Genomic DNA, 23,438 nt, shown 5'->3' with positions numbered 1-23,438 from the left:
CAGCCTCGCAGGGACCGAGGAGGAACCAGACGTATGAGTTCTCTGCTGCTCCTGACCAACGCCCTCCAGCCGTCGACGGAGGTGCTGCCCGCTCTCGGCCTGCTCCTGCACAACGTGCGGGTGGCCCCGGCGGAGGGTCCCGCCCTCGTCGACACGCCGGGCGCCGACGTCATCCTCGTCGACGGCCGCCGTGACCTGCCCCAGGTGCGCAGCCTGTGCCAGCTACTGCGCTCCACCGGCCCCGGCTGTCCGCTGATCCTCGTCGTCACCGAGGGCGGTCTCGCCGCCGTCACCGCCGACTGGGGCATCGACGACGTGCTCCTCGACACCGCGGGGCCCGCCGAGGTGGAGGCGCGGCTGCGCCTCGCCATGGGCCGCCAGCAGATCGTGAACGACGACTCCCCGATGGAGATCCGCAACGGCGACCTGTCCGTGGACGAGGCGACCTACTCCGCCAAGCTCAAGGGCCGGGTCCTGGACCTCACCTTCAAGGAGTTCGAGCTGCTGAAGTACCTCGCCCAGCACCCGGGCCGGGTCTTCACCCGCGCCCAGCTGCTGCAGGAGGTGTGGGGGTACGACTACTTCGGCGGCACCCGGACGGTCGATGTCCACGTACGGCGGCTGCGGGCGAAGCTCGGCCCGGAGCACGAGTCGCTGATCGGCACCGTCCGGAACGTCGGTTATCGATTCGTTACGCCCGAGAAGGGGGACAAGGCCGACCGGTCCGCCGAGGAGGCCCGGGCCAAGGCGGCCCGGGCAAAGGCGGAGGATGCGGACGCACCGGCCGTCCTGGACGGCACCGAGGTCCACGCGGACGCCTAGTTCCGGAAAGTTACCGACGGGTTCCCGCCGGGGAGGTGTGACGGCCTCCCGGGCGGGGCATTGCTTCCGCACATCCAAGCAGTGATACGCCCTGCCCAGGAGTGGTCAATCCGCGTAGACTCCGCGCGTGGCCAAGGTGACTCGGGATGACGTGGCACGGCTGGCTGGAACCTCCACCGCCGTCGTCAGTTATGTCATCAACAACGGACCCCGGCCGGTCGCCCCGGCCACGCGCGAGCGTGTCCTCGCCGCGATCAAGGAACTGGGGTACCGCCCCGACCGGGTCGCCCAGGCGATGGCCTCCCGGCGCACGGATCTCATAGGCCTGATCATCCCGGACGCCCGTCAGCCCTTCTTCGGCGAGATGGCGCACGCGGTCGAGCAGGCCGCCTCCGAGCGCGGAAAGATGGTCCTGGTCGGCAACACCGACTACATCGGTGAGCGCGAGGTCCACTATCTGCGCGCCTTCCTCGGCATGCGCGTCTCGGGCCTGATCCTCGTCTCCCACGCCCTGAACGACCTGGCGGCCGCCGAGATCGACGCCTGGGACGCCCGGGTGGTGCTGCTGCACGAGCGCCCCGAGGCCATCGACGACGTCGCCGTGGTCACGGACGACCTCGGCGGCGCCCAGCTCGCCGTACGCCACCTGCTGGAGCACGGCTACGAGTACGTCGCCTGTATGGGCGGTACGGCCGAGACACCGGCCGTCGGCGACCCGGTCTCCGACCACGTCGAGGGCTGGAAGCGGGCCATGGACGAGGCGGGCCTGCCCACCGAGGGCCGGCTGTTCGAGGCGCCGTACAACCGCTACGACGCCTACCAGGTCGCCCTGGAGATCCTCGCCCGGCCCGACCGGCCGCCGGCGGTCTTCTGCTCCACCGACGACCAGGCGATCGGCCTGCTGCGGGCGGCGCGCGAACTGCGCATCGACGTGCCGGGCGAGCTGGCGGTGGCCGGGTTCGACGACATCAAGGAAGCGGCGCTGGCCGACCCGCCGCTGACCACGGTCGCCTCGGACCGCTCGGCGATGGCCCGGGCGGCGGTCGACCTGGTCCTGGACGACGGCCTGCGGGTCGTCGGCTCCCGGCGGGAGCGGCTGAAGACGTTCCCGTCCCGGCTGGTGGTACGGACGAGCTGCGGTTGTACGACCTGAGGCCGGAGCCTCACCGACACGTCTTTATATCCGGCAAACGAGGTTCTGCCGGGCTTCTCAGCGAGCACTCAGGAAGCTCTCATGGTCACGGGGGAGGCTTCTGGTCATGACCGAGAGCCAGGGTTCCTACCCCCAGCAGCCCACCAGCAGCTACTCCGCTCCCGCGAACCCCGAGTGGCCGCCCCCGCCGCCGTACGAGCCGGTGACGGCAGCGGCACCCGAGCGGAAGAAGAGGCGCGGCCGGGGTCCGGCGGCCCTCCTCGCGGCCGTCGCGATCGTCGCGGCTGCGGTGGGCGGCGCCACGGCGTACGGCTTCCAGGAGCTGACCGGCAAGGACACGGTCGCCTCCGCCGGCACCAGCACCACCGTGGTGCCGACCGGCAAGCGGGGTGACGTCGCCGCGATCGCCGCCGCGGTCAGCCCGAGCGTGGTCGAGATAGACGCGACCCTCGGCAACGGCTCCTCCACCGGCTCCGGCGTGATCATCACGTCGAACGGCGAGATCGTCACCAACAACCACGTCATCTCCGGCGCGCAGACGATCAAGGTGCGCACCAGCGACGGCAAGAGCTACACCGCCGACGTCGTCGGCACCGACAGCTCCAAGGACCTCGCGCTGATCAAGCTGCGCGGCGCCTCGGGCCTGAGGGCCGCCTCCCTCGGCAACTCCTCCGGCGTCCAGGTGGGCGACACGGTGGTCGCGATCGGCTCTCCCGAGGGCCTGACCGGCACCGTGACCAGCGGCATCGTCTCCGCGCTCAACCGGGACGTGACGGTCTCGACCGACGAGAACCAGGGTCAGGGCCAGGGCGACGGCCAGTGGCCGTTCCAGTTCGGCGGCCGCCAGTTCAACGGCGACACGGGTTCGTCCACGACGACGTACAAGGCGATCCAGACGGACGCGTCCCTCAACCCCGGCAACTCCGGCGGCGCGCTGATCGACGCGAGCGGCAACGTCATCGGCATCAACTCCGCGATGTACTCGTCGAGCCAGCAGTCCTCGTCGTCCTCGGACGCGGGCAGCATCGGCCTCGGTTTCGCGATCCCCGTCAACACCGTCAAGTCCGACCTGGCCAAGCTGCGGGCGGGCAACAACAGCTAGCGCGGCAGCACGCACGAGTCAGCGCGTGAGCACTGCACCAGTCAGCAGGGAGTACGTCATGATCACCAAGGTTTCGCACCAGATCGCCGACCACGGTCCCGCCGACCTCGGCCTGCCCCTCACGGTCACCCGGGCCCTGCATCTGCCGATCCCGGCGCCCCGCAAGCCCGAGCCGGCGCCCCGCGCGCCCGAGGTGGTCGCCACGCCGGTCCCGGAGCTGATGGGCCTGCGCACCGCTCCCGTCCGCACCCACCGCCGCAAGGTCCCCCTGAACCGCCTGACAGCGGTCCGCGCCTGACCCCCAGGGTGGACCCCCACCGGATCCAGCCCCGGCCGGCCCCACCCCGGCCGGGGCACCCGCGGGTCGGGCCACGCCTCGGTCCGGGCCGGCGACGGATCGGGCCGGCGATGGATCGGGCCTGGCTTCGGTCCGCGCCCGGCCACGGCAGGTGTGCCTTTCGGGGCGCCGGTCGTGGCAGGCTGAGAGGCAGGCGTGAGACAGCCAACCCGGTCCGCCCCGTCTACCCCTCCGCCCCAACCACCGCACCCCGAGGTACCCCGAGCCATGAGCCCCGCCGAAGGCGACCGTGACCCGCAGCGCATCCTGATCGTCGACGACGAGCCGGCCGTACGCGAGGCGCTCCAGCGCAGCCTCGCCTTCGACGGGTACGACACGGAGGTGGCCGTCGACGGCGCGGACGCGCTGGAGAAGGCGACCGCCTACAAGCCCGACCTGGTCGTCCTGGACATCCAGATGCCGCGCATGGACGGGCTGACCGCGGCCCGCCGCATCCGCGGGGCGGGCGACACCACCCCGATTCTCATGCTCACGGCCCGCGACACCGTCGGCGACCGGGTGACCGGCCTCGACGCCGGCGCCGACGACTACCTGGTCAAGCCCTTCGAGCTGGACGAGCTGTTCGCCCGCATCCGCGCGCTGCTGCGCCGCAGCTCGTACGCGGCAGCGGTGTCGGCCGAGGCCCAGGAGGACGAGGCGCTGACCTTCGCCGACCTGCGCATGGACCTCGCGACCCGGGAGGTCACGCGCGGCGGCCGACAGGTGGAGCTGACCCGCACCGAGTTCACCCTCCTGGAGATGTTCATGGCGCACCCGCGCCAGGTCCTCACCCGCGAGCAGATCCTGAAGGCGGTCTGGGGCTTCGACTTCGAGCCCTCCTCCAACTCCCTCGACGTCTACGTCATGTACCTGCGCCGCAAGACCGAGGCCGGCGGCGAGCCCCGCCTCGTGCACACGGTGCGGGGCGTGGGGTACGTCCTGCGCCAGGGCGGCGCCGAGTGAGCAGGCTGGTACGGCGTTACCGCTCCCTGCCGATCCGGGCCCGGCTGGCGATGCTGGTCGCGGCGGCGGTGGCGTTCGCGGTGGCGGCGGTGTCGGTGACGGCGTGGTTCATCGTGCAGGGCAAGCTGTACGACCTGGTCGACACGGACCTGCAGAACTCGGCAAAGCATCCCGTGCGGCCCGGGCAGGTGCTCGATCTGCTGGCCACGTGCCCGTCGAAACCGACGCAGTCCTCCAGCGGGCTGCCGCCCCGCAACACCCTCTACTGGCAGCTGGTCAAGGCCGACGGCACGGCCTGTGTCTCCTCGGACTCCCCGGGCGTGGTGAAGACCACCGCGGCGGACCGTGCGGTCGTCGGACGCGCCGACGGCCGGGGCATCCTCCGCAACGGCACGGACACCGAGGGCAACCAGCTCCGGGTGCTCACCATGCCGCTGATGATCGGCACGGACACCGGGGGGTCCCAGGCGTACCCGGGTGCCGCCTGGATGACCGCCGTCCCGCTCGCGAACACCGAGAAGACCCTCAACGACCTCGCCCTGATCCTCCTCGTCGTCTCCGGCATAGGAGTGGTGGGCGCCGGCGCCGCCGGCCTCGCCGTGGCCCGGGCCGGTCTGCGTCCCGTCGACAAGCTGACCGAGGCCGTGGAGCACGTGGCGCGTACGGAGGACCTGACGATCCGCATCCCCGTGGAGGACGACAGCGAGGACGAGGTCGCCCGGCTCTCCCGGTCCTTCAACTCCATGACCGCCTCCCTGGCCAGCTCCCGCGACCTCCAGCAGCAGCTGATCGCCGACGCCGGCCATGAACTCCGTACTCCCCTGACGTCGTTGCGCACGAACATCGAACTGCTCACCCGCAGCGAGGAGACCGGCCGGCCGCTCCCGCCGGAGGACCGCAAGGCGCTGCTCGCCTCGGTGAAGGCGCAGATGACCGAACTGGCGGCACTGATCGGCGACCTGCAGGAGCTGTCCCGCTCGGAGGGGCAGCAGGGCGAGCGGGTCCAGGTGGTGTCGTTCCAGGACACGGTCGAGGCGGCCCTGCGCCGCGCCCGCCTGCGCGGCCCGGAGCTGACGATCACGGCGGACCTGGAGCCCTGGTACGTCCGGGCGGAGCCGTCCGCGCTGGAGCGGGCGGTCGTCAACGTCCTGGACAACGCGGTGAAGTTCAGCCCTGACGGCGGCTCGGTGGCGGTGCGGCTGAGCAAGGGCGTCCTGACGGTCCGGGACCATGGCCCCGGCGTCCCCGAGGACGAACTCCCGTACGTCTTCGACCGCTTCTGGCGTTCCCCCAGCGCGCGGGCCCTCCCGGGCTCGGGACTGGGCCTGTCCATCGTGGCCCGCACGGTCCAGCAGGCGGGCGGCGAGGTCACCCTGGCCCGCGCGGAGGGCGGCGGCACGGTGGCGACGCTACGGCTGCCGGGCGCCCCGACACCGCCGCCGGAGACACCGGAGACGGCCGAGACCCTGGCCGGGTGAGCGGAGCCTTTCGCGAGCGGGGCCGCCCGGCTCAGTCCGGCTTCGGCAGGGCGCGCAGGCGCTGGATCTGGGTGCGGCTCAGTTCGTTCGCGCGGCGCATGTGGCGGGTGATCGTCCGCAGTTCGTCCTCGCTGTGGTCGTCGAGCAGGGTCTGCCAGGTGCGGCCGAGCTCGTCCCACACCGCGGTGACCCGGGCGATGCGCTCCGGCACCGGGCTGACCAGTACCCGGCGGCGGTCCCGCGCGTCCGGCGTACGGGCCACATAGCCGCCGCGTTCGAGCCGGTCCACCAGCCGGGTGGCCGAGCCCGTGGTGAGGCCGGTGAGGTCGGCGATCTGCCGGACCGTGAGCGGCGCCGGTTCGACGGTCAGCAGGCTCAGGGCCTGCACATCGGTGGGGTGCAGGCCGAGGTGGTCGGCGACGGCCTGGTTGAACAGCACGAACGCCGCGTGGTAGCGGCGCGACTCCGTGGCCAGTTCCTCGTACAGCCGGGCCCGGCGCGGTTCGGTCATGTCCGTCACGTGGCTCGCCTCCAAAAATCACTGCGCGGCGCAGCGAATTCTCGCTACTCTCCTGCATGGCGCAGCTAATGCGTCACGCAGCTATCAGCCGTCCGTCATCCTATCCACCGGGGGACACCCATGCTCACCGTCGCCGTCACCGGCGCCACCGGCGCCCAGGGCGGAGCCACCGCCCGCGCCCTGCTGACCGCCGGGCACCGGGTCCGCGCCCTGACCCGCCACCCGGACGCGTCGGCCGCCGCGGCCCTGCACGCCCTCGGCGCCGACATCCGCCACGCCGACTTCGACGACCGCGCCTCGCTCGACGCCGCCCTCGCCGGCGCGGACGCGCTCTTCGCGGTCACGACTCCCTTCGGCACCGACACCGACACCGAGGTGCGCCAGGGCAGGGCCCTCGTCGACGCCGCGGCGGCCGCCCGCCTCGGACACGTCGTCCTCACCTCCGCCGCCCACGCCGACCGCGCCACGGGCATCCCGCACTACGAGAGCAAGCACCAGGTCGAGCGTCACCTGCGCGCGTCCGGCGTGCCCTGGACGGTGATCGCCCCGGCGGCGTTCATGGACAACTACGCCACCGGCTGGACCCTCTCCGGACTGCGTGAGGGCGTCTTCGGCTGGCCCATGCCCGCCGACCGGCCCTTCGCCCTGATCCCCGCCGCCGACATCGGCACGTTCGCCGCGCTGGTCTTCGAACGCCGGACGGACTTCACGGGCCGCCGCATCGACATCGCCTCCGACACCCGCACCCCGCAGCAGATCGCGGCCGCCCTCACCACCGCCACGGGCCGCCCGATCACCCACCACGAGGTCCCCCTCGACATCGTCCGCACCCACTCCACGGACCTGGCGGCCATGTTCGCCTACTTCACCACCACCGGCCTCGACGTCGACACCCCGGCCCTGCACCGCACGTATCCGGAGCTCACCTGGCACACCTTCACCGACTGGGCGGCCGGGGAGGACTGGGGAGCGTTGCTGGGTCAGGGGTGACCGCGAGGGCCTCGGCCGTCGCCCGAACGGCTGAGCGTATGTCATTTTCCCCAGTCATATACCCCGCCACGCCTACGGTGATCGCGTTGCTTGTGCCGCTCGCACACCCAGCCCACACTTGAGGAGGAGGTGCCACCTTGACCGCTCTCGCAGAAGAGAGGCCGAAGACCATGTCCGAGGCGCAGGCCGAATCTCTGAACGGACCCGACCTGGACGAAGTCCTGTGGCAGGCATGGAAGGCCATGGAACTCCCCGAGGGCTACCGCGCCGAGATCATCGAGGGAGCCATCGAGGTGTCGCCCACCGCCCGCCGCTCGCACGGTCAGATCACCAACCGCCTGCGAAGGGCTCTCGACAAGTTTCTGGATGGGACCGAGTACGCCTGTCATCAGGACGTGAACGTCATCCACAAGCGCAAAGCGTGGATCCCTGATGCCTTCATCGCCCCAGAGGACACCGAACCGTGCGGCGATGAGGACGACGTGGGTGTGAAGGCCGACGCCGTGCACCTCGTCGTCGAAGTCGTCTCCCCCGGCAAACGCAACCAGGACCGCGACCGCATCCGCAAGCGCCGCGAGTACGCCCGCGCCGGAATCCCCGTCTACCTGCTCATCGACGACTACGACGGTCAGGGCGCCGTCACCCTCTTCACCGGCCCGCGGCCCGAGAAGGCCGACTGGGAGGACATCCACCGGGTCCCGTACGGCACGGAGGTGACCATCCCGGAAGGCCCCGCCAAGGGGTTCGTCGTCGGGGAGGGCATCACCGGGCCCAAGCGGAGCTGACCGCGGCTCCTCACCAGCGGAGGACCAGCCTGTCGTCGGCCGTCGGCGCCGGGGCCGTGAGCGTCTCCGGGAGGGGTGAGGCCAGGCGGGCGTACGCGCCGCCCCGCGCCGGCAGTTCGGCGTGCGTGCCCGTCTCCACCAGGCGGCCCCGGTCTATGACCAGGATGCGGTCGGCGTCGGGGGCGAGGGACAGGTCGCGGGTGATCATGATGGTCGTACGGCCGGACATCAGGCGGCGCAGGGGCCGTACGACCTGGCGGGCGGCTACCGCGCCCAGGCCGGCCGTGGGCTCGTCCAGGACGAGGACCGGGGCCGCACGCAGCATGGCGCGGGCGATGGCGATGCTCCCCCAGTGCCTCAAGGGCCTGGGCGGACCCCCAGAGCTGGCCGCCGGAGAGGGCGGCGGTGCCGGGGGCGATGGGGGTGTCGTAGCCGCCGGGGAGCGCGGTGATGAAGTCGTGGGCCGCCGCGTCCCGCGCCGCCTGCTCGACCTCGGCGTCCGTCGCGCCGGGGCGGCCGCAGGCGATGTTCTCGCGGATGGTGCCGTTGAGGATCAAGGTCTGCTGCGGCAGCAGGGCGACCTGCTCGCGCAGGAAGTGCAGGGGCACGTCGGTGAGCGGTACGCCGTCCAGGGTGATCACGCCGGCCGAGGGGTTCGTAGAAGCGGGTGAGGAGCTTCGCCACGGTGGACTTGCCCGCCCCGCTCGCACCGGCGATCAGCACCAACTCGCCCGGCTGCGCGGTGAATTCAGCGTCGCGGAGTGAGGCTCGGGGGGAGCCGGGATAGCGGAAGGAGACGTCGTGGAAGCCGATCCAGCCCTGTACCGGCCACTGCGGGACGGGGCCGGCGGGATCGGTGACCGCGGGCTCGGCGTCGAGGATCTCGCCGATGCGGTGCGCACCGGCGGTGGCGGCGGTGACCGCGAGACCGAGCTGCCCGAGGTTGCGGACCGGCGGGTAGAGGTAGCCGAGAAGGCGGCGAGGGCGAGGAGCTGACCGAGGGTCATACGGTCGGCGGAGATCTCCCACACACCCAGGCCGATCACCGCGAGCACGCACAGCGTCTCGACGACCTCGACGAACTGCTCGTACATCTCGCTCAGCCGCACCCCGCGCGCACTGGCCCGCATCCAGGCGCGGGCCTCGCGGTCGAGCCGTTTCTCCTCCGTCCGCGCGCGGGTTGTAGGCCTGGGTCAGCACGATGTTGCCGAGCGACTCCTCCACCACCGAGGTGATCGCGCCGTCGGCGACCCGCCCGTCACGGGATGCCTGTTCGATGCGGCCGGAGAAGCGGCGCGCGGCGAGCAGGAACAGCGGCGCCGGCACGAAGGTGGCCGGCGCCAGGTCCCAGCGCGGCCAGAAGGCGGCGGTGGCGTAGAACGCGGCGGAGAAGGCCGCCGATACGGCCCCTACGACGCCGGAGACCACCAGCTGTTCGATGGACTCGGCGCCCCCGGTGAGCCGTTCGACCAGGTCGCCCTGGCGGTGCTGCTGGAAGAAGTGCGGCGGCAGGTCCTGGACGTGCCGGAAGACGGCCGCGCGCAGCCGTAGCACGAGTCTCTCGGCGGTCCAGGTGGCCGGCGAGTTGCCGAGGCAGCCGACGAACGCGGCGAGCGCGGCCACGCCGAGCCAGGCGCCGGCCGGACCCCAGAAGGCGGACAGCGAACCGGCCTTCAGGGCGTGGTCGGTGAGCTCGGCGAACAGCGGGATCGCGGCTGTCTCGGCGAGCGCGGCCACGACCACGCAGACGATGACGACCCCGAGTCACCTGCGGTCCCCGCGGGTGAGCGGCCAGAACCGCCCGAAGGCCCTCCGGGCTTCCCTCGGCATCGACGGCAACTCCTTTCCACAGCTGTGGACACACGCCCTGCGCACACGCCCGAGGCGGGGCCACCGGTACGACCACGCGGTAACCGGTGACCCGGCCTCACGACGGCCTGACTCAGCGCTTTTCTCCGACCGGACGGCGCCTCGGCGCGGGCTTCTTCGGCGCCGGCTTCTTCCGCTCCGGGGCGGGCTTGCAGTGCTTCCCGCCGGGGGCGAGCTTGTGGAAGGACATGGAATTACCCTCCCCGTTTCCTGTGATTCCTGAGAATTACTTGCGGCCGACCGGGCGTTTGGGCTCGTGCTTCTTGGGGGCGCGCTTCTTGTGGTGCGGCGCCGGGACGGGGGCGGGCTTGCGGGTCTTCCACACCGGGACGATCCTGTGGAAGCTCATCTGCTTTTCCCTTTCGATGCGGCTCGCTTTCGACACGGAAAACATTACGGCATTCGAGAGCCAGGAAAAGCGGATTCCGGTGAGACCTCAATTAAAGAGCCCTGTGGGCAATTCACGGGCAATTCCGGGAACCACGACGCCATTCACATAGGTTTTACGGGGTGGCTGCCGTACCCTCTACGCATGAGCAGCGACGACACCGTACGGGCCTTCCCCTCCCGCTCCCTCGAGACCCACTCCGCGCTCACCCCGGACCAGTCCGAGGCCGTGCGGGCCCTGCTCGCCGAGGCCGCCGCGGTCGACGGACAGCAGCCGGTGTCCGAGCAGGGCCGGCTGCAGCTGCGCGGGGGCGCCCGGGAGGGCGTCTCGCATCTGCTGCTGACCGTCGACGGCGAACTCGTCGGCTACGCCCAGCTGGAGGACACCGACCCGGTGGAGGCGCCGGCCGCCGAACTCGTCGTACACCCCGCGCACCGCGGGCACGGGCACGGCCGGGCGCTCGGCTCGGCGCTGCTCGCCGCCTCCGGCAAGCGGCTTCGGGTGTGGGCGCACGGCGGGCATCCCGCCGCCCGGCACCTCGCGCAGGTGCTCGGCCTGACCCTGTTCCGCGAACTGCGGCAGATGCGGCGGCCGTTGACCGATCTGCGGCTGCCCGAGCCGGTACTGCCGGAGGGCGTGAGCGTGCGCACCTTCGTGCCCGGCAAGGACGACGCCGCCTGGCTCGCGGTCAACGCGGCCGCCTTCGCCCACCACCCCGAGCAGGGCTCGCTGACCCAGCGGGACCTCGACGACCGCAAGGCCGAGCCGTGGTTCGACCCGGCCGGGTTCTTCCTCGCCGAGCGGCGCGGGGAGCTGGTCGGCTTCCACTGGACCAAGGTGCACGCCGAGGAGGGGCTGGGCGAGGTGTACGTCCTCGGGGTCCGCCCCGGTGAACAGGGCGGCGGGCTCGGCAAGGCCCTCACCACGATCGGCCTGCGCCACCTGGCCGGCCAGCAGCTGCCGACCGCGATGCTCTACGTCGACGCCGACAACCAGGCGGCGGTGTCGGTGTACGAGCGGCTGGGCTTCACGACGTACGAGACGGACCTGATGTACCGCACGGAAACCTGACACACGGCAGGACGAGGGGCGGCCGGCTTGACGGCCGCCCCTTCCTTACACACACACCTTTCACTACTCAATTAGTGAAAGGGTGGTTCAACGCATGGTCGAGTACCGCATCGACCGGCACAGCGGGGTCGCCACCTACGTGCAGATCGTCCAGCAGACCAAACAGGCCCTGCGCATGGGCCTGCTCCGGCCGGGCGACCGGCTGCCCACCGCACGCGAGGTCGTGGAGGCCACCGCGATCAACCCCAACACCGTCCTGAAGGCGTACCGGGAACTGGAACGCGAGGGACTGGTGGAGGCGCGCCGGGGTCTTGGGACCTTCGTGCGGCGGGCGCTCGGCACCACCCCGGTCGACCCCTCCCTCCGTACCGAGCTGGAGGCATGGGCCGAGCGGGCACGCGGCGCCGGGCTGGAGCGGGACGACGTGGCCGCACTCTTCACCGCCGTACTCGACACGCACTTCCAGGGAGAACGTTCATGAGCGACACGGCGATCGAGGCGACCGGCCTCGGCAAGCGCTTCGGGCGCCGGGGAGGCTGGGCGCTGCGCGACTGTGCCTTGCGGCTGCCCGCCGGGCGGGTGTGCGCCGTCGTCGGGCCCAACGGCGCCGGCAAGTCGACGCTGCTCGCCCTCGCCGCGGGACTGCTCCCGCCCACCGAGGGCCGGATACGGGTGCTCGGCACCAGCCCGGCCGCGGCCCGCCCCCGGGTCGGCTTCGTCGCCCAGGACAAGCCGCTCTACCCCCAGCTCACCATCGCCGAGATCCTGCGCATGGGCGCCGACCTCAACCCCGGGCACTGGGACCGGGCCGCCGCCGAGCACGTCGTCGCCGGCGGCGACCTGGACCCCAAGGCCCGCATCCGCTCCCTCTCCGGCGGTCAGCGCACCCGGGTCGCGCTCGCCCTCGCCCTCGGCAAACGGCCCGAACTGCTGCTCCTGGACGAGCCGATGGCCGACCTCGATCCCCTCGCCCGGCACGAGCTGATGGGCACGCTGATGGCCCAGGCCGCCCGGTGCGGCACCACCATCGCGATGTCCTCGCACGTGGTCGCCGAGCTGGAGGACTCCTGCGACCATCTGCTCCTCGTCGGCGGCGGACGGATCCGGCTGGCCGGCGAGATCGGTGACCTGCTCGACGCGCACGTCCGCGTGAGCGGCCCCGCCGAGGGCACCGATCTCGGCCCGCACACCGTGGTCGAGTCCCGCGTCACCGGCCGCCAGCTGACCGCGCTGATCCGCCCGGCCGGGCCGCTCCCCGCCGACTGGCGCGCCGATGCGCCCTCGCTGGAGGAACTGGTCCTCGCCCACCTGCGCAATCCCGAGGCCCCCGCCCTGACCACCGCTCCGGCCGTCACAGAGGAGAGTGCCGCGTGACCACCGCCCTGACCGCTCCGACCGCCGCCCGGCCGCGCACGGCCCGCTGGATGCTGCGGCTGCACCGCCCCGCGCTGTACGGCTGGGCCGCCCTGGTGATCGTCCTGACCGCGGTGCAACTGGCCCTGGCCGGCCCGTTCGCCGACGCGGCGGCCGAGGGCTGGCGGCAGTTCGACGCGTGCACCGACATGATGAGGTGCCGCTACGACCAGGCGGCGATCCTGCGCTACAAGGACTACTACGACTACGCCACCCTCGCCCTGACCGCGCTGCCCTTCCTGGTGGCCGCCTGGGCCGGCGCCGCCCTGACCGGCCGGGAACTGGAGACCGGCTCCGCCAGGCTGGCCTGGACCCAGAGCACCTCCCCGGCCCGCTGGCTCACGGTCCGGCTGGCCGTCCCGTCGGTCGTCGTCACCGCCGGCACCTGTCTGCTGTTCTGGCTGCACAACCGCGCCTGGGCGGCGGGCCGGGGCCGCATCGACTCCGCCAAGCGCTCGTACGACCTGTGGACCTTCCACGCCAACGGCCCCACCACCGCCGCCCTCACCCTGGCCGGGCTGGCCACGGGCACCCTGGCGGGCCTGGTGCTGCGCCGTGCGCTGCCCGCGTTGGTCGCCGGCCTCCTGGTCACCGCGGGCATCGGCGGCCTGGCCGAGAAGCTGATGCGCCACCTGTGGCCGGCGGTCACCACGATCGGCACCCGCCAGCAGGGCTACCGGGGGGACGGCATGGTCGTCGAGCAGGGCCTGGTGACCAGGACCGGCGCGCACGTGACGTGCGGCAGCGGCTCGTGCGACGCCGCCTACGCGGAGGCCGCCGGCTACTTCAACACGTCCTACTCGCACTACTGGCCCCTCCAGCTCACCACCGGCGCACTGCTGCTGGTGGTCACCGGCCTGCTGGTGCTCGCCTCCTACCTGGTGCTGCGGCGGCAGACAGGGGCGCTGCGGGGGGCCGGGGCGGCCGTGGAAGCGAAGGGTGCGCTCGTCGGCGCCTGATCGCCGTACGGCGGGGGCGCGGGCGGCTGCGGGTGCCGGATGGGCTCGTGCGGCTGCGCGGGCGGTGCGAGGCGGGCGGCTTCCGGTGCCGGATGGGCGCGGGCGGCTGCGGGGACCGGTGCGGGGGGCTCGGGCCGCTTCCGATGCGGGGGCTCGGGCCGCTTCCGATGCGGGGGCTCGGGCCGCTTCCGATGCGGGGGCTCGGGCCGCTTCCGATGCGGGGGCTCGGGCCGCTGCGGGTGCCGGATGGGCTCGTGCGGCTGCGCGGGCGGCTTCCGGTGCGGGTGGGCGCGGGCGGCTTCCGGTGCGGGTGGGCGCGGGCGGCTTCCGGTGCGGGTGGGCGCGGGCGGCTTCCGGTGCGGGTGGGCGCGGGCGGCTTCCGGTGCGGGTGGGCGCGGGCGCGCCCTGCCGGGTTCCGGCGCCTGCGCCGGGCACGGCAACCCGTCGCTTTCGCGACCGCGCCCCCTGTGATCCGCCCCGCGCTATCCCGCACGTCATGTCGCCGTAACCATCGATTCAGCCAGACTTGCGACGCTCGGCCAATGAAGCCCGTCGTGCCAGAGCCTTCGCCGCCCCCCGAGGGGCCCGCGGGGAACGGGGCCGTGACGCTCCCGCCCGCACGTTCCGACGCGCCTGTGATGCCCGTGGCGCGGAAGAATGGGGTCATGAGTCAGCCAGACACCCAGGCAGAGGTCCAGCGCATCCAGCCCGACGTGGGCTCCATAGCCGCGCACCGCACGCATGTCGCGCAGGGCGCGGTGTCCGACCTCGAACCCGACCTCGACGCGGACCTGGACGCGTACGAAGAGTCGAAGGCCGAGGGCACCACCCTGCCCCAGGGCCGTTTCCTCGACCGTGAGCGCAGCTGGCTGGCCTTCAACGAACGCGTTCTGGAGCTGGCCGAGGACCCGAACACACCGCTGCTGGAGCGGGCGAACTTCCTCGCGATCTTCGCCAGCAACCTGGACGAGTTCTTCATGGTCCGGGTCGCCGGACTGAAGCGCCGTATCGCCACCGGGGTCGCCACCCGGTCCGCCTCCGGGCTGCAGCCGCGCGAGGTGCTGGAGATGATCTGGGCCCGCTCGCGCGAGCTGATGGCCCGGCACGCCGCCTGCTACCACGAGGACGTCGCCCCCGCTCTGGCGGAGGAGGGCATCCACCTGGTCCGCTGGAGCGAGCTGACCGACAAGGAGCAGGCCCGGCTCTTCACGCTCTTCCGGCACCAGATCTTCCCCGTGCTGACGCCGCTGGCCGTCGACCCCGCGCACCCCTTCCCGTACATCTCCGGCCTCTCCCTGAACCTGGCCGTCGTCGTACGGAACCCGGTGAGCGGCCACAAGCACTTCGCGCGGGTGAAGGTGCCGCCGCTGCTGTCCCGCTTCCTGGAGAGCAGCCCCGGCCGGTACGTCCCCATCGAGGACGTCATCGCCGCGCACCTGGAGGAGCTGTTCCCGGGCATGGAGGTGCTGGAGCACCACACCTTCCGCCTCACCCGAAACGAGGACCTGGAGGTCGAGGAGGACGACGCCGAGAACCTGCTCCAGGCCCTGGAGAAGGAGCTCATGCGGCGCCGCTTCGGCCCGCCGGTGCGCCTGGAGGTCGAGGAGTCCATCGACCGCGAGGTGCTGGACCTGCTGGTCCGCGAGCTGAAGATCTCCGAGGCGGAGGTGTACCCGCTGCCGGGTCCCCTCGACCTCACCGGTCTCTTCCGCATCCACAGCCTCGACCGGCCCGAGCTGAAATACCCGAAGTTCATCGCCGGCACCCACCGCGACCTCGCCGAGGTCGAGTCGGCGTCCGCGCCCGACATCTTCGCGGCCCTGCGCACCCGGGACGTGCTGCTGCACCACCCGTACGACAGCTTCTCCACGTCCGTGCAGGCCTTCCTGGAGCAGGCGGCGGCCGACCCGGACGTCCTCGCGATCAAGCAGACCCTGTACCGCACCTCCGGCGACTCCCCGATAGTCGACGCGCTCATCGACGCCGCCGAGTCCGGCAAGCAGGTCCTCGTGCTGGTCGAGATCAAGGCCCGCTTCGACGAGCACGCCAACATCAAGTGGGCGCGCAAGCTGGAGGAGGCCGGCTGCCACGTCGTCTACGGCCTGGTCGGCCTGAAGACGCACTGCAAGCTGTCCCTGGTGGTCCGCCAGGAGGGCGAGACCCTGCGCCGTTACAGCCACGTCGGCACGGGCAACTACCACCCGAAGACGGCGCGCCTGTACGAGGACCTGGGCCTGCTCACCGCCGACCCGCAGGTCGGCGCGGACCTCTCCGACCTCTTCAACCGCCTGTCCGGCTACTCCCGCCGGGAGACCTACCGCCGCCTGCTGGTGGCCCCCAAGTCCCTGCGCGACGGCCTGATCTCGCGGATAGACAAGGAGGTCCAGCACCACCGCGCGGGCCGCCCGGCCTTCGTCCGCATCAAGGTCAACTCGATGGTCGACGAGGCGGTCATCGACGCCCTCTACCGCGCGTCCCAGGCGGGCGTGCCGGTGGACGTGTGGGTGCGCGGCATCTGCGCGCTCCGCCCCGGCGTCACCGGCCTGTCCGAGAACATCCGGGTCCGCTCGGTCCTCGGCCGCTTCCTGGAGCACTCCCGTGTGTTCGCCTTCGGCAACGGCGGCGAGCCCGAGGTGTGGATCGGCAGCGCCGACATGATGCACCGCAACCTCGACCGCCGGATAGAGGCCCTGGTGCGGGTCGTCGACCCCGCCCACCGGGCGGCCCTCAACCGGCTGCTCGACACCGGCATGTCCGATTCGACCTCCTCCTGGCACCTCGGTCCGGACGGCGAGTGGACGCGACACGCGACCGACGCGGACGGCCAGCCCCTGCGCAACGTCCAGGAGATGCTCATAGACGCCCGGAGGCGCCGGCGTGGCACAGCAACACCTTGACCCGACGGACCCCACGGCCGAGGTGGTGACGGGGGACGCCCTCGGGGCGTACCTGCGCGCGCAGGCCACGGAGTTCCTCCGCGCCCTGCGCCTGCACCGCGAGACCGGCGGCACCACGGCGGCCGGTGCGGAGGAGTCCGTCGACTGGGCCCGCCTGCTGCGCCGCTCGGCCCGCCGCATCAGCGGCAGCCTGCACACCTTCCGTCCGCTCCTCGACGCCGACTGGTCCGAGGAGATGCGCCCCGAACTGGCCTGGCTGTCCGGCACGTTGGGCCTGGAGCACGCGTACGAGGCCCGGCTGGAACGGCTGTTGCTGGCGTTGCACCGGTTGTCGGGGGCGACGGCGCTCCCGGTGCAGGCCGTCACGACCGTGGCGGTCGGTGCGGCGGCACCTTCCGACTCCGGTGGCCCGGCCCACCCGGCGGCGACCCAGGAACGCGGCAACCTGACAGTGGGCGCGGCCAAAGCGGGCGCGCTCCTGGAACGCCAGCTGACCCTGGCCCGGACCCGGGCCCACTCCACCGCGCTCCAGGCCCTCGGCTCGTCCCGCTTCCACGCCGTCGCCGACAAGGTCGCCGTACTCGCCAGCGAGGTCCCCCTCACCCCCACGGCGCCCACCACCGACCTGCGCCCCCTGGCAGCCGCTGCGGAGGAACGGCTGACAGACGCGATCGCCGCGCTGCCGCTGGTCGTCGCCGGGAACCCGTACAACGCGGAGGCGCTGGTACACGGACTGTCCCCGGACCCGTCCCCGCACCCCCAGGACGGCCCCTGGCACCAGGTCCGGCTGCTGCTGCGCCTGCACCGGTACGCCCAGGAGGCGCTGCACGGCGGCAACCCTCCTGCGGACGTGGGCCTGCTCGCGGCCGGCCGGGCCCTGAACCGGCACCGGGACGCCTCGGAGGCGGCAGCGGCGGCGGCCCAGGCCGCCCGTACGCCCCGGATCGCCCCGGCGACGGCGTACGCGCTCGGTGTGCTCCACGCCGACCAGCGGCACGAGGTGGAGGCCGCCAGGTTCGCCTTCCAGCAGGCCTGGCAGAAGCAGACCGTCAGCACACCCTGAGTTCTCCCGAGGAGGCGGTGTGAGCGAGACGTTGGTGCGGGCGGCCGGCTGCGTGCTGTGGCGCCGCTCGCCGGTCTCCGGCGACCTGGAGATCTGCCTTGTCCACCGGCCGAAGTACGACGACTGGTCGCACCCGAAGGGCAAGCTCAAGCGCGGCGAGGACCCGCTCGCGGGCGCCCTTCGGGAGGTCGCGGAGGAGACCGGGTACACGGCCGAGCCCGGCGCGGAGCTGCCGACCCTGCGGTATCTCGCGAACGGCCGCCCGAAGCAGGTGCGTTACTGGGCGGCCGAGGCGGTCTCCGGGCACTTCACCCCGAACGCCGAGGTCGACCGGATCCTGTGGCTCTCCCCCGCCGCGGCCCGCGGCCGCCTCACCCAGCCCCGCGACCGCGAGCTCATCGACGCCCTTCACAGCTCCGCGGCGTGAGCCTCCGCGTCCGTACGGGCCTGGCTGCGGGCCCGGCGGGCGGGACCCCGCCAGCCGCAACTGCAGCGGGCCACGCAGAAGCGGCCCTGTTCCGTCGTCGAGGTGAGGTGCTCCTGCCCCTGCCGGACGCGCTCCGGCCCCTCCTGCTGCGCCACGCTGACAACGTTACCGGCCGCACGGTAAAGGGCTCGTACGGCCTTGCCCGCCCCCGGCGGCGCGTGACGGCGCCCCCTACCCGTCGTTAACCGGACGAGTAGGGGGCCCGTGACGGACGTACCGGCTGGGGGTAGGCAGGCGATGGATCGGCGGCAGCACAGGAACGCGGGCAGGACGGTCGTCGCGGTCGGGCTCATGCTCGGCCTCGGGGCGGGTGCCACGGGCTGTTCCGGCTTCGGGGCCGCCGCCGAGGACGTCAAGGGCGGGGGCGATCCGGTCGCCGTCCTGCGCCGGGCCGCCGACACCCTGCGCGGCACGGGGAGTTCCAAGGCCACCACCTCCATGGAGATGGCGACGGGCGGCACCCGGGTCACCATCCGCGGCCAGGGCGTCTACGACTTCCGGCACCGGCTCGGCCGGCTCACCGTCGTCCTGCCCGAGGACCCGGCGGGCACCTCCGAGCACAAACCGATCACCGAACTCCTCGCCCCCGGCGCCCTGTTCATGAAGAACCGGGGCGCGGGCGTGCCCCCCGACAAGTGGGTCCGGGTGGACACCGCCACGCTGTCCGACGGCAACCTGGTCACCGGCGGCGCGACCGACCCGTACGCGGCGGCCGAGGTGCTGCGCGGGACGCGGACGGCGGCCTACGTCGGCCGGACCGAGGTCGCCGGGACCGCCGTACGGCACTACCGGGGCACCGCGGACCTGACCAGCGCGGCCGGTCAGGCCTCCGCCGAGAACAGGGAACCACTGGCCGCGGCGGCGAAAGGGTTCGCCACGGCCGAAGTGCCGTTCGACGCCTATCTCGACGACCAGGGCCGCATCCGCAAGCTCAGGCAGCGCTTCAGCTTCGTCAACGGCCGGCAGAAGACCCCGGTGGCGGTCGCCTCGACGACCCTGCTGTACGACTTCGGCGCCCCCGCCGACGTACGGCTGCCCCGCCCGGCGGACATCTACGCGGGCCGTATCGCCGAGGAGCGCGACTAGTCCCCGGCACCACCCGGTAAGTAGCCCGTCCGTGCCATGCGCGGGGTGTAGGGCGCTGCCTACTCTAGGAAGTCGGCGACGGCAGGGAAGAGGTGAGGCGGGTGGCACCGGTCGGCGGGACGGCGGTACAGGACCACGTGGCCCTCGCCGAGATCGAACTGTGCGGGGAGCTGATCATCGCGGCCTCCGCGGCCGAGGAGCGGCTCAGCCTGGAGAGCATCGACGAGGTGCTGCGGGTGGCCGAGGAACGCGACGGCCGGGACCGGCAGCCGGGACCCGGCAACTGGTGACCGGCGGCTAGGACCGGAGCAGACGGCCGATCGCCTTGGTCGCCTCGTCCACCTTCGCGTCGATCTCGTCGCCGCCCTTGAGGGCCGCGTCGGCCACGCAGTGCCGCAGGTGCTCCTCCAGCAGCTGCAGCGCGAAGGACTGCAGCGCCTTGGTGGACGCCGAGACCTGGGTCAGTATGTCGATGCAGTACGTGTCCTCGTCGACCATCCGCTGCAGGCCGCGGATCTGCCCCTCGATCCGGCGCAGCCGCTTGAGGTGCTCGTCCTTCTGCTTGTGGTAGCCGTGCGTGGCGCCGGCCTCGGTCGTCGTCATCACAGGCCTCCCTCTCGGACGAGCCGCGGATATATACCCCTGGTGGGTATATGGTAACCAATTTCGCGGGGTAGAGAGCCCTTCGTACGCCCCCGTGCTGATCACTCTGCCCGATGGGCGACACTGGGATGCGGCCCGATAGCCGTGGCCGAATGATGCGCCTAGCATCAGCGTGACCGAAACCGAAGCACCCCGAGGACCCCACGTGCGCTTTCGTCTGACCCCCAGGGAGACGAGCTTCTACGACATGTTCGCCGCCTCCGCGGACAACATCGTCACCGGCTCGAAACTCCTGATGGAACTGCTCGGGGCGGACGCATCTGCCCGAGCCGAGATCGCAGAGCGTATGCGGGCCGCGGAACACGCGGGTGACGACGCCACGCACGCGATCTTCCACCAGCTGAACTCCTCGTTCATCACGCCGTTCGACCGCGAGGACATCTACTCCCTCGCCGGGTCCCTCGACGACATCATGGACTTCATGGAGGAGGCCGTCGACCTGGTCGTCCTCTACAACGTCGAGGAGCTCCCGAAGGGCGTCGAGCAGCAGATCGAGGTCCTGGCCCGGGCCGCCGAGCTGACGGCGGAGGCGATGCCCAATCTCCGCACGATGGAGAACCTGACCGAGTACTGGATCGAGGTCAACCGCCTCGAGAACCAGGCGGACCAGATCCACCGCAAGCTGCTGGCCCACCTCTTCAACGGCAAGTACGACGCCATCGAGGTGCTCAAGCTCAAGCAGATCGTGGACGTCCTGGAAGAGGCGGCGGACGCGTTCGAGCACGTGGCGAACACGGTGGAGACCATCGCCGTCAAGGAGTCCTGAGGCGTCGATGGACACCTTCGCCCTGGTCGTGACCATCGCGGTCGCGCTCTTCTTCACGTACACCAACGGCTTCCACGACTCGGCGAACGCGATCGCGACGTCCGTGTCGACACGGGCGCTGACCCCGCGGGCGGCACTCGCCATGGCGGCGGTCATGAACATGGCCGGTGCCTTCTTCGGTACCGGGGTCGCCAAGACCGTCAGCGAGGGCCTGATCGAGACACCCTCGGGCGCGACGGGGATGGGCATCCTCTTCGCCGCCCTGGTCGGCGCGATCACCTGGAACCTGATCACCTGGTACTTCGGCCTGCCGTCGTCCTCGTCCCACGCCCTGTTCGGCGGCCTGGTGGGCGCGGCCCTGGCGGGCGGCACGGCGGTCCACTGGAACGGCGTGCTGGACAAGATCATCATTCCGATGTTCCTGTCCCCGGTGGTCGGCCTGATCGTCGGCTACCTCGTCATGCTGGCCATCATGTGGCTGTTCCGCCGGTCCAACCCGCACAAGGCCAAGCGGGGCTTCCGCATCGCCCAGACCGTCTCGGCCGCCGGCATGGCCCTCGGCCACGGCCTCCAGGACGCCCAGAAGACCATGGGTGTGGTCGTGATGGCACTGGTGATTTCCGGCCACGAGACGTTCGGTGATCCGATCCCGGTCTGGGTGAAGATCGTCTCCGCCCTGATGCTCTCCCTCGGCACCTACGCGGGCGGCTGGCGCATCATGCGCACGCTCGGCCGCAAGATCATCGAGCTGGACCCGCCCCAGGGCTTCGCGGCCGAGGCCACCGGCGCCTCGATCATGTTCGGTACGGCGTACCTCTTCAAGGCGCCGATCTCCACGACCCACGTCATCACCTCGGCGATCATGGGCGTCGGCGCGACCAAGCGCGTCAACGCCGTCCGCTGGGGCGTGGCCAAGAACATCGTCCTGGGCTGGTTCATCACGATGCCGGCAGCCGCGCTGGTCGCTGCGCTGGCTTTCGGAGTGGTGAAGCTGACGGTGCTGTAATCCTCTGTTCTTCACCGGAGGCGGGGCCTGATCCCCTAGAGTACGGGTACGTACCCGTACCCATGGTGTGCAGAGGAGTCCGACGATGTCCGACGCCAACATCCGTATCCCTGAGGAAGCCCGGGACCGGCTCGCCGCCATAGCGGCAGCCGAAGGGATGTCGCTGCGCGCCTATCTGGCCCGGCTCGCCGAAACCCTGCTCACCCCCGCCGAGCGGGCCGAGCGGGCCGAGCAGGCCCGCGCCGCCTTGACGGAATGGACCGGCTACGCGCCCAGTCCCGCGGAGGAACGGGACCTCGACAGCGAGCTGGACCGCCGATTGGCCCGGGCGGCGGCCCGGTGAGCGACGCGATGCACATCGTCCTGGACGACACCGCCATGGCCGCGGCCGGCCGGGGCAATGTCCTTGCCTCCCGGCTGATCCACCGCGCCCACGTGGAGGCCGGCTGGTACCTGTACGCCCCGGCGTGCGCACTGGTCGAGGCCGACCGGATGCGTCCCGGCACGGCAGAGCATCTCGCCGCCCTGCCCGGCATCACCATCCTGGACCTGGATCTGCCTGCCGCCCTGGCGGTCGCCCGGCAGAACACGTGGGCCACTGCGCATTGTCAGTACGCCGCTCAGCCCACTCCGGACCGTCCCGACGGAGCGATCATCGCCACCACCACCCCGGACCGGTGGATCGGCGAGCCGGTGCGCGTGCTGGACCTCAATCCGTAGCGGCCGAACGCAGTGGGCCCGCCCCCGGGAGCCAGGGGCGGGCCCTCTTGCGTCCTCGCGGTGGCACCGCCATGCAGCACCGCGAGGGGTCGTACCGGCCTAGCCGAAGCGGCCGGAGATGTAGTCCTCCGTCGCCTGGACGGACGGGTTGGAGAAGATGCGCTCGGTGTCGTCGATCTCGATCAGGCGGCCGGGCTGGCCCACCGCCGCGAGGTTGAAGAACGCCGTACGGTCGGAGACACGCGCCGCCTGCTGCATGTTGTGCGTCACGATGACGATCGTGAAGCGCTCCTTCAGCTCGCCGATCAGGTCCTCGATCGCGAGGGTGGAGATCGGGTCCAGGGCGGAGCAGGGCTCGTCCATCAGCAGGACGTTCGGCTCGACCGCGATCGCGCGGGCGATGCACAGGCGCTGCTGCTGACCGCCGGAGAGTCCGGAGCCCGGCTTGTTCAGGCGGTCCTTGACCTCGTTCCAGAGGTTGGCGCCCTTCAGGGACTTCTCGACGATGTCGTTCAGTTCCGCCTTCTTGTACTTGCCGTTCAGGCGCAGGCCCGCCGCCACGTTGTCGAAGATCGACATGGTGGGGAAGGGATTCGGGCGCTGGAAGACCATGCCCACCTCGCGGCGGACGGACACCGGGTCGATCCCGGCGCCGTACAGGTCCTCGTCGTCGAGGAGCACCTTGCCCTCGACGCGGCCACCGGGGGTGACCTCGTGCATGCGGTTCAGCGTGCGCAGGAACGTCGACTTGCCGCAGCCGGAGGGGCCGATGAACGCCGTCACCGAACGCGGCTCGACGGTCATCGAGATGTCTTCGATCGCCTTGTGGGACCCGTAGTAGGCGGTCAGTCCGCTTACGTCGATTCGCTTGGCCATGTCTTCTACTTCACTTCCAGAGAT

The 23,438-nt window shown here is 71.7% G+C and carries 26 protein-coding genes and 1 pseudogene; 21 read left to right on the top strand and 6 right to left on the bottom strand.

What is annotated here, in order from left to right; translation table 11 throughout:
* The first annotated feature begins 33 nt into the window (after positions 1–33).
* From FB563_RS15675 to FB563_RS15650, 6 genes are all read left to right on the top strand, one after another.
* Positions 34–822: a response regulator transcription factor gene (locus tag FB563_RS15675; RefSeq protein ID WP_055706590.1), complete on the top strand. Its 789-nt coding sequence runs from the start codon at positions 34–36 to the stop codon at positions 820–822.
* A gap of 127 nt (positions 823–949) precedes the next feature.
* Complete coding sequence (locus tag FB563_RS15670) at positions 950–1,975, top strand: LacI family DNA-binding transcriptional regulator (RefSeq protein WP_055706591.1); 1,026 nt, start codon at positions 950–952, stop codon at positions 1,973–1,975.
* Positions 1,976–2,081: 106 nt separating this feature from the next.
* Positions 2,082–3,077, top strand: a complete 996-nt coding sequence (locus FB563_RS15665; protein ID WP_055706592.1) for a S1C family serine protease — start codon at positions 2,082–2,084, stop codon at positions 3,075–3,077.
* Between the two features lie 58 nt (positions 3,078–3,135).
* Positions 3,136–3,375, top strand: a complete 240-nt coding sequence (locus FB563_RS15660; protein WP_055706593.1) for a hypothetical protein — start codon at positions 3,136–3,138, stop codon at positions 3,373–3,375.
* A 267-nt stretch (positions 3,376–3,642) separates the two neighbouring features.
* Positions 3,643–4,377 (top strand): response regulator transcription factor, encoded by a 735-nt coding sequence (locus FB563_RS15655; RefSeq protein ID WP_055706594.1) that lies wholly within the window; start codon positions 3,643–3,645, stop codon positions 4,375–4,377.
* Positions 4,374–5,855: a sensor histidine kinase gene (locus tag FB563_RS15650; protein ID WP_055706595.1), complete on the top strand. Its 1,482-nt coding sequence runs from the start codon at positions 4,374–4,376 to the stop codon at positions 5,853–5,855. Before FB563_RS15655 ends, FB563_RS15650 begins: the two co-directional genes overlap by 4 nt.
* Before the next feature lie 31 nt (positions 5,856–5,886).
* Here the strand turns inward: FB563_RS15650 and FB563_RS15645 are convergent, their stop codons facing one another.
* A complete protein-coding gene (locus FB563_RS15645) occupies positions 5,887–6,375 on the bottom strand; it encodes a MarR family winged helix-turn-helix transcriptional regulator (RefSeq protein ID WP_079048799.1) in 489 nt (162 codons plus the stop codon).
* Between the two features lie 120 nt (positions 6,376–6,495).
* Between FB563_RS15645 and FB563_RS15640 the strand changes: the two genes are divergently transcribed.
* Both FB563_RS15640 and FB563_RS15635 read left to right on the top strand, forming a co-directional pair.
* Entirely contained in the window at positions 6,496–7,365 is an 870-nt protein-coding gene (locus FB563_RS15640) for an NmrA/HSCARG family protein (protein WP_055706596.1), read from the top strand.
* A 137-nt stretch (positions 7,366–7,502) separates the two neighbouring features.
* Positions 7,503–8,150 carry a Uma2 family endonuclease gene (locus FB563_RS15635; RefSeq protein WP_055706597.1) on the top strand — a complete coding sequence of 216 codons (648 nt, stop codon included), beginning with the start codon at positions 7,503–7,505 and terminating at the stop codon, positions 8,148–8,150.
* A gap of 10 nt (positions 8,151–8,160) precedes the next feature.
* On the opposite strand, the pseudogene FB563_RS15630 reads toward FB563_RS15635, so the two are convergent.
* Positions 8,161–9,980, bottom strand: a pseudogene (locus FB563_RS15630) (ABC transporter ATP-binding protein).
* Between the two features lie 265 nt (positions 9,981–10,245).
* The gene (locus FB563_RS44910; RefSeq protein WP_267888650.1) at positions 10,246–10,368 is read right to left on the bottom strand and encodes a hypothetical protein; all 123 of its coding nucleotides are present in this window, start codon (positions 10,366–10,368) and stop codon (positions 10,246–10,248) included.
* Positions 10,369–10,551: 183 nt separating this feature from the next.
* Here FB563_RS44910 and mshD point away from each other — a divergent pair, with 183 nt between their 5' ends.
* The 7 genes from mshD (at position 10,552) to FB563_RS15595 (ending at position 18,237) form a co-directional block, all read left to right on the top strand.
* Positions 10,552–11,478 carry a mycothiol synthase gene (gene mshD, locus FB563_RS15625; RefSeq protein WP_055706598.1) on the top strand — a complete coding sequence of 309 codons (927 nt, stop codon included), beginning with the start codon at positions 10,552–10,554 and terminating at the stop codon, positions 11,476–11,478.
* Between the two features lie 94 nt (positions 11,479–11,572).
* Positions 11,573–11,959 (top strand): GntR family transcriptional regulator, encoded by a 387-nt coding sequence (locus FB563_RS15620; protein ID WP_055706599.1) that lies wholly within the window; start codon positions 11,573–11,575, stop codon positions 11,957–11,959.
* A complete protein-coding gene (locus FB563_RS15615; RefSeq protein ID WP_055706600.1) occupies positions 11,956–12,852 on the top strand; it encodes an ABC transporter ATP-binding protein in 897 nt (298 codons plus the stop codon). Before FB563_RS15620 ends, FB563_RS15615 begins: the two co-directional genes overlap by 4 nt.
* Positions 12,849–13,850 (top strand): hypothetical protein, encoded by a 1,002-nt coding sequence (locus FB563_RS15610; protein WP_055706601.1) that lies wholly within the window; start codon positions 12,849–12,851, stop codon positions 13,848–13,850. Before FB563_RS15615 ends, FB563_RS15610 begins: the two co-directional genes overlap by 4 nt.
* 542 nt (positions 13,851–14,392) lie before the next feature.
* Complete coding sequence (locus tag FB563_RS15605; RefSeq protein ID WP_199833017.1) at positions 14,393–16,747, top strand: RNA degradosome polyphosphate kinase; 2,355 nt, start codon at positions 14,393–14,395, stop codon at positions 16,745–16,747.
* Positions 16,728–17,810 (top strand): CHAD domain-containing protein, encoded by a 1,083-nt coding sequence (locus tag FB563_RS15600; protein ID WP_142218729.1) that lies wholly within the window; start codon positions 16,728–16,730, stop codon positions 17,808–17,810. The genes FB563_RS15605 and FB563_RS15600 overlap by 20 nt, the downstream gene beginning before the upstream one ends.
* A 19-nt stretch (positions 17,811–17,829) precedes the next feature.
* Positions 17,830–18,237: an NUDIX hydrolase gene (locus FB563_RS15595; RefSeq protein ID WP_055708073.1), complete on the top strand. Its 408-nt coding sequence runs from the start codon at positions 17,830–17,832 to the stop codon at positions 18,235–18,237.
* Here FB563_RS15595 and FB563_RS42940 read toward each other — a convergent pair.
* Positions 18,219–18,392: a hypothetical protein gene (locus FB563_RS42940; RefSeq protein ID WP_167528488.1), complete on the bottom strand. Its 174-nt coding sequence runs from the start codon at positions 18,390–18,392 to the stop codon at positions 18,219–18,221. The genes FB563_RS15595 and FB563_RS42940 overlap by 19 nt on opposite strands.
* A 142-nt stretch (positions 18,393–18,534) precedes the next feature.
* Here FB563_RS42940 and FB563_RS15590 point away from each other — a divergent pair, with 142 nt between their 5' ends.
* Together FB563_RS15590 and FB563_RS15585 are read left to right on the top strand one after the other, a co-directional pair.
* Positions 18,535–19,383 carry an SCO4651 family lipoprotein gene (locus FB563_RS15590; protein WP_055708074.1) on the top strand — a complete coding sequence of 283 codons (849 nt, stop codon included), beginning with the start codon at positions 18,535–18,537 and terminating at the stop codon, positions 19,381–19,383.
* Positions 19,384–19,475: 92 nt separating this feature from the next.
* Complete coding sequence (locus FB563_RS15585; RefSeq protein WP_079048939.1) at positions 19,476–19,673, top strand: hypothetical protein; 198 nt, start codon at positions 19,476–19,478, stop codon at positions 19,671–19,673.
* A 7-nt stretch (positions 19,674–19,680) separates the two neighbouring features.
* On the opposite strand, the gene FB563_RS15580 is transcribed toward FB563_RS15585, so the two are convergent.
* Positions 19,681–19,986, bottom strand: coding sequence for a metal-sensitive transcriptional regulator (locus FB563_RS15580; RefSeq protein ID WP_055708076.1), 306 nt, complete (start codon positions 19,984–19,986; stop codon positions 19,681–19,683).
* Positions 19,987–20,191: 205 nt separating this feature from the next.
* Between FB563_RS15580 and FB563_RS15575 the strand changes: the two genes are divergently transcribed.
* The 4 genes from FB563_RS15575 to FB563_RS15560 all read left to right on the top strand — a co-directional run bounded on the left by FB563_RS15575 (position 20,192) and on the right by FB563_RS15560 (position 22,538).
* Positions 20,192–20,812 carry a DUF47 domain-containing protein gene (locus tag FB563_RS15575; protein ID WP_055708077.1) on the top strand — a complete coding sequence of 207 codons (621 nt, stop codon included), beginning with the start codon at positions 20,192–20,194 and terminating at the stop codon, positions 20,810–20,812.
* A 7-nt stretch (positions 20,813–20,819) separates the two neighbouring features.
* A complete protein-coding gene (locus FB563_RS15570; protein ID WP_055708078.1) occupies positions 20,820–21,818 on the top strand; it encodes an inorganic phosphate transporter in 999 nt (332 codons plus the stop codon).
* Positions 21,819–21,903: 85 nt separating this feature from the next.
* Positions 21,904–22,161, top strand: coding sequence for a hypothetical protein (locus FB563_RS15565; protein ID WP_055708079.1), 258 nt, complete (start codon positions 21,904–21,906; stop codon positions 22,159–22,161).
* A gap of 8 nt (positions 22,162–22,169) precedes the next feature.
* Positions 22,170–22,538: a PIN domain-containing protein gene (locus tag FB563_RS15560; RefSeq protein ID WP_055708091.1), complete on the top strand. Its 369-nt coding sequence runs from the start codon at positions 22,170–22,172 to the stop codon at positions 22,536–22,538.
* A 99-nt stretch (positions 22,539–22,637) separates the two neighbouring features.
* On the opposite strand, the gene pstB is transcribed toward FB563_RS15560, so the two are convergent.
* Positions 22,638–23,414, bottom strand: coding sequence for a phosphate ABC transporter ATP-binding protein PstB (pstB, locus tag FB563_RS15555; protein ID WP_055708080.1), 777 nt, complete (start codon positions 23,412–23,414; stop codon positions 22,638–22,640).
* Between the last annotated feature and the right edge of the window lie 24 nt (positions 23,415–23,438).

The sequence above is a fragment of the Streptomyces puniciscabiei genome (assembly GCF_006715785.1).
Taxonomy (GTDB): Bacteria; Actinomycetota; Actinomycetes; order Streptomycetales; family Streptomycetaceae; genus Streptomyces; species Streptomyces puniciscabiei.
Note: the sequence above shows the minus strand (reverse complement) of the source record. Positions and strands in the feature narration are given on the sequence as shown.

Coding starts and splice junctions, on each gene's coding strand:
- FB563_RS15665 (WP_055706592.1), top strand. CDS start 2,082: ATGACCGAGAGCCAGGGTTCCTACCCCCAGCAGCCCACCAGCAGCTAC.
- FB563_RS15570 (WP_055708078.1), top strand. CDS start 20,820: ATGGACACCTTCGCCCTGGTCGTGACCATCGCGGTCGCGCTCTTCTTC.
- FB563_RS15565 (WP_055708079.1), top strand. CDS start 21,904: ATGTCCGACGCCAACATCCGTATCCCTGAGGAAGCCCGGGACCGGCTC.
- FB563_RS15660 (WP_055706593.1), top strand. CDS start 3,136: ATGATCACCAAGGTTTCGCACCAGATCGCCGACCACGGTCCCGCCGAC.
- FB563_RS15605 (WP_199833017.1), top strand. CDS start 14,393: ATGAAGCCCGTCGTGCCAGAGCCTTCGCCGCCCCCCGAGGGGCCCGCG.
- FB563_RS15640 (WP_055706596.1), top strand. CDS start 6,496: ATGCTCACCGTCGCCGTCACCGGCGCCACCGGCGCCCAGGGCGGAGCC.
- mshD (WP_055706598.1), top strand. CDS start 10,552: ATGAGCAGCGACGACACCGTACGGGCCTTCCCCTCCCGCTCCCTCGAG.
- FB563_RS44910 (WP_267888650.1), bottom strand. CDS start 10,368: ATGAGCTTCCACAGGATCGTCCCGGTGTGGAAGACCCGCAAGCCCGCC.
- FB563_RS15675 (WP_055706590.1), top strand. CDS start 34: ATGAGTTCTCTGCTGCTCCTGACCAACGCCCTCCAGCCGTCGACGGAG.
- FB563_RS15655 (WP_055706594.1), top strand. CDS start 3,643: ATGAGCCCCGCCGAAGGCGACCGTGACCCGCAGCGCATCCTGATCGTC.
- FB563_RS15620 (WP_055706599.1), top strand. CDS start 11,573: ATGGTCGAGTACCGCATCGACCGGCACAGCGGGGTCGCCACCTACGTG.
- FB563_RS15590 (WP_055708074.1), top strand. CDS start 18,535: ATGGATCGGCGGCAGCACAGGAACGCGGGCAGGACGGTCGTCGCGGTC.
- FB563_RS15615 (WP_055706600.1), top strand. CDS start 11,956: ATGAGCGACACGGCGATCGAGGCGACCGGCCTCGGCAAGCGCTTCGGG.
- FB563_RS15580 (WP_055708076.1), bottom strand. CDS start 19,986: ATGACGACGACCGAGGCCGGCGCCACGCACGGCTACCACAAGCAGAAG.
- FB563_RS15560 (WP_055708091.1), top strand. CDS start 22,170: ATGCACATCGTCCTGGACGACACCGCCATGGCCGCGGCCGGCCGGGGC.
- pstB (WP_055708080.1), bottom strand. CDS start 23,414: ATGGCCAAGCGAATCGACGTAAGCGGACTGACCGCCTACTACGGGTCC.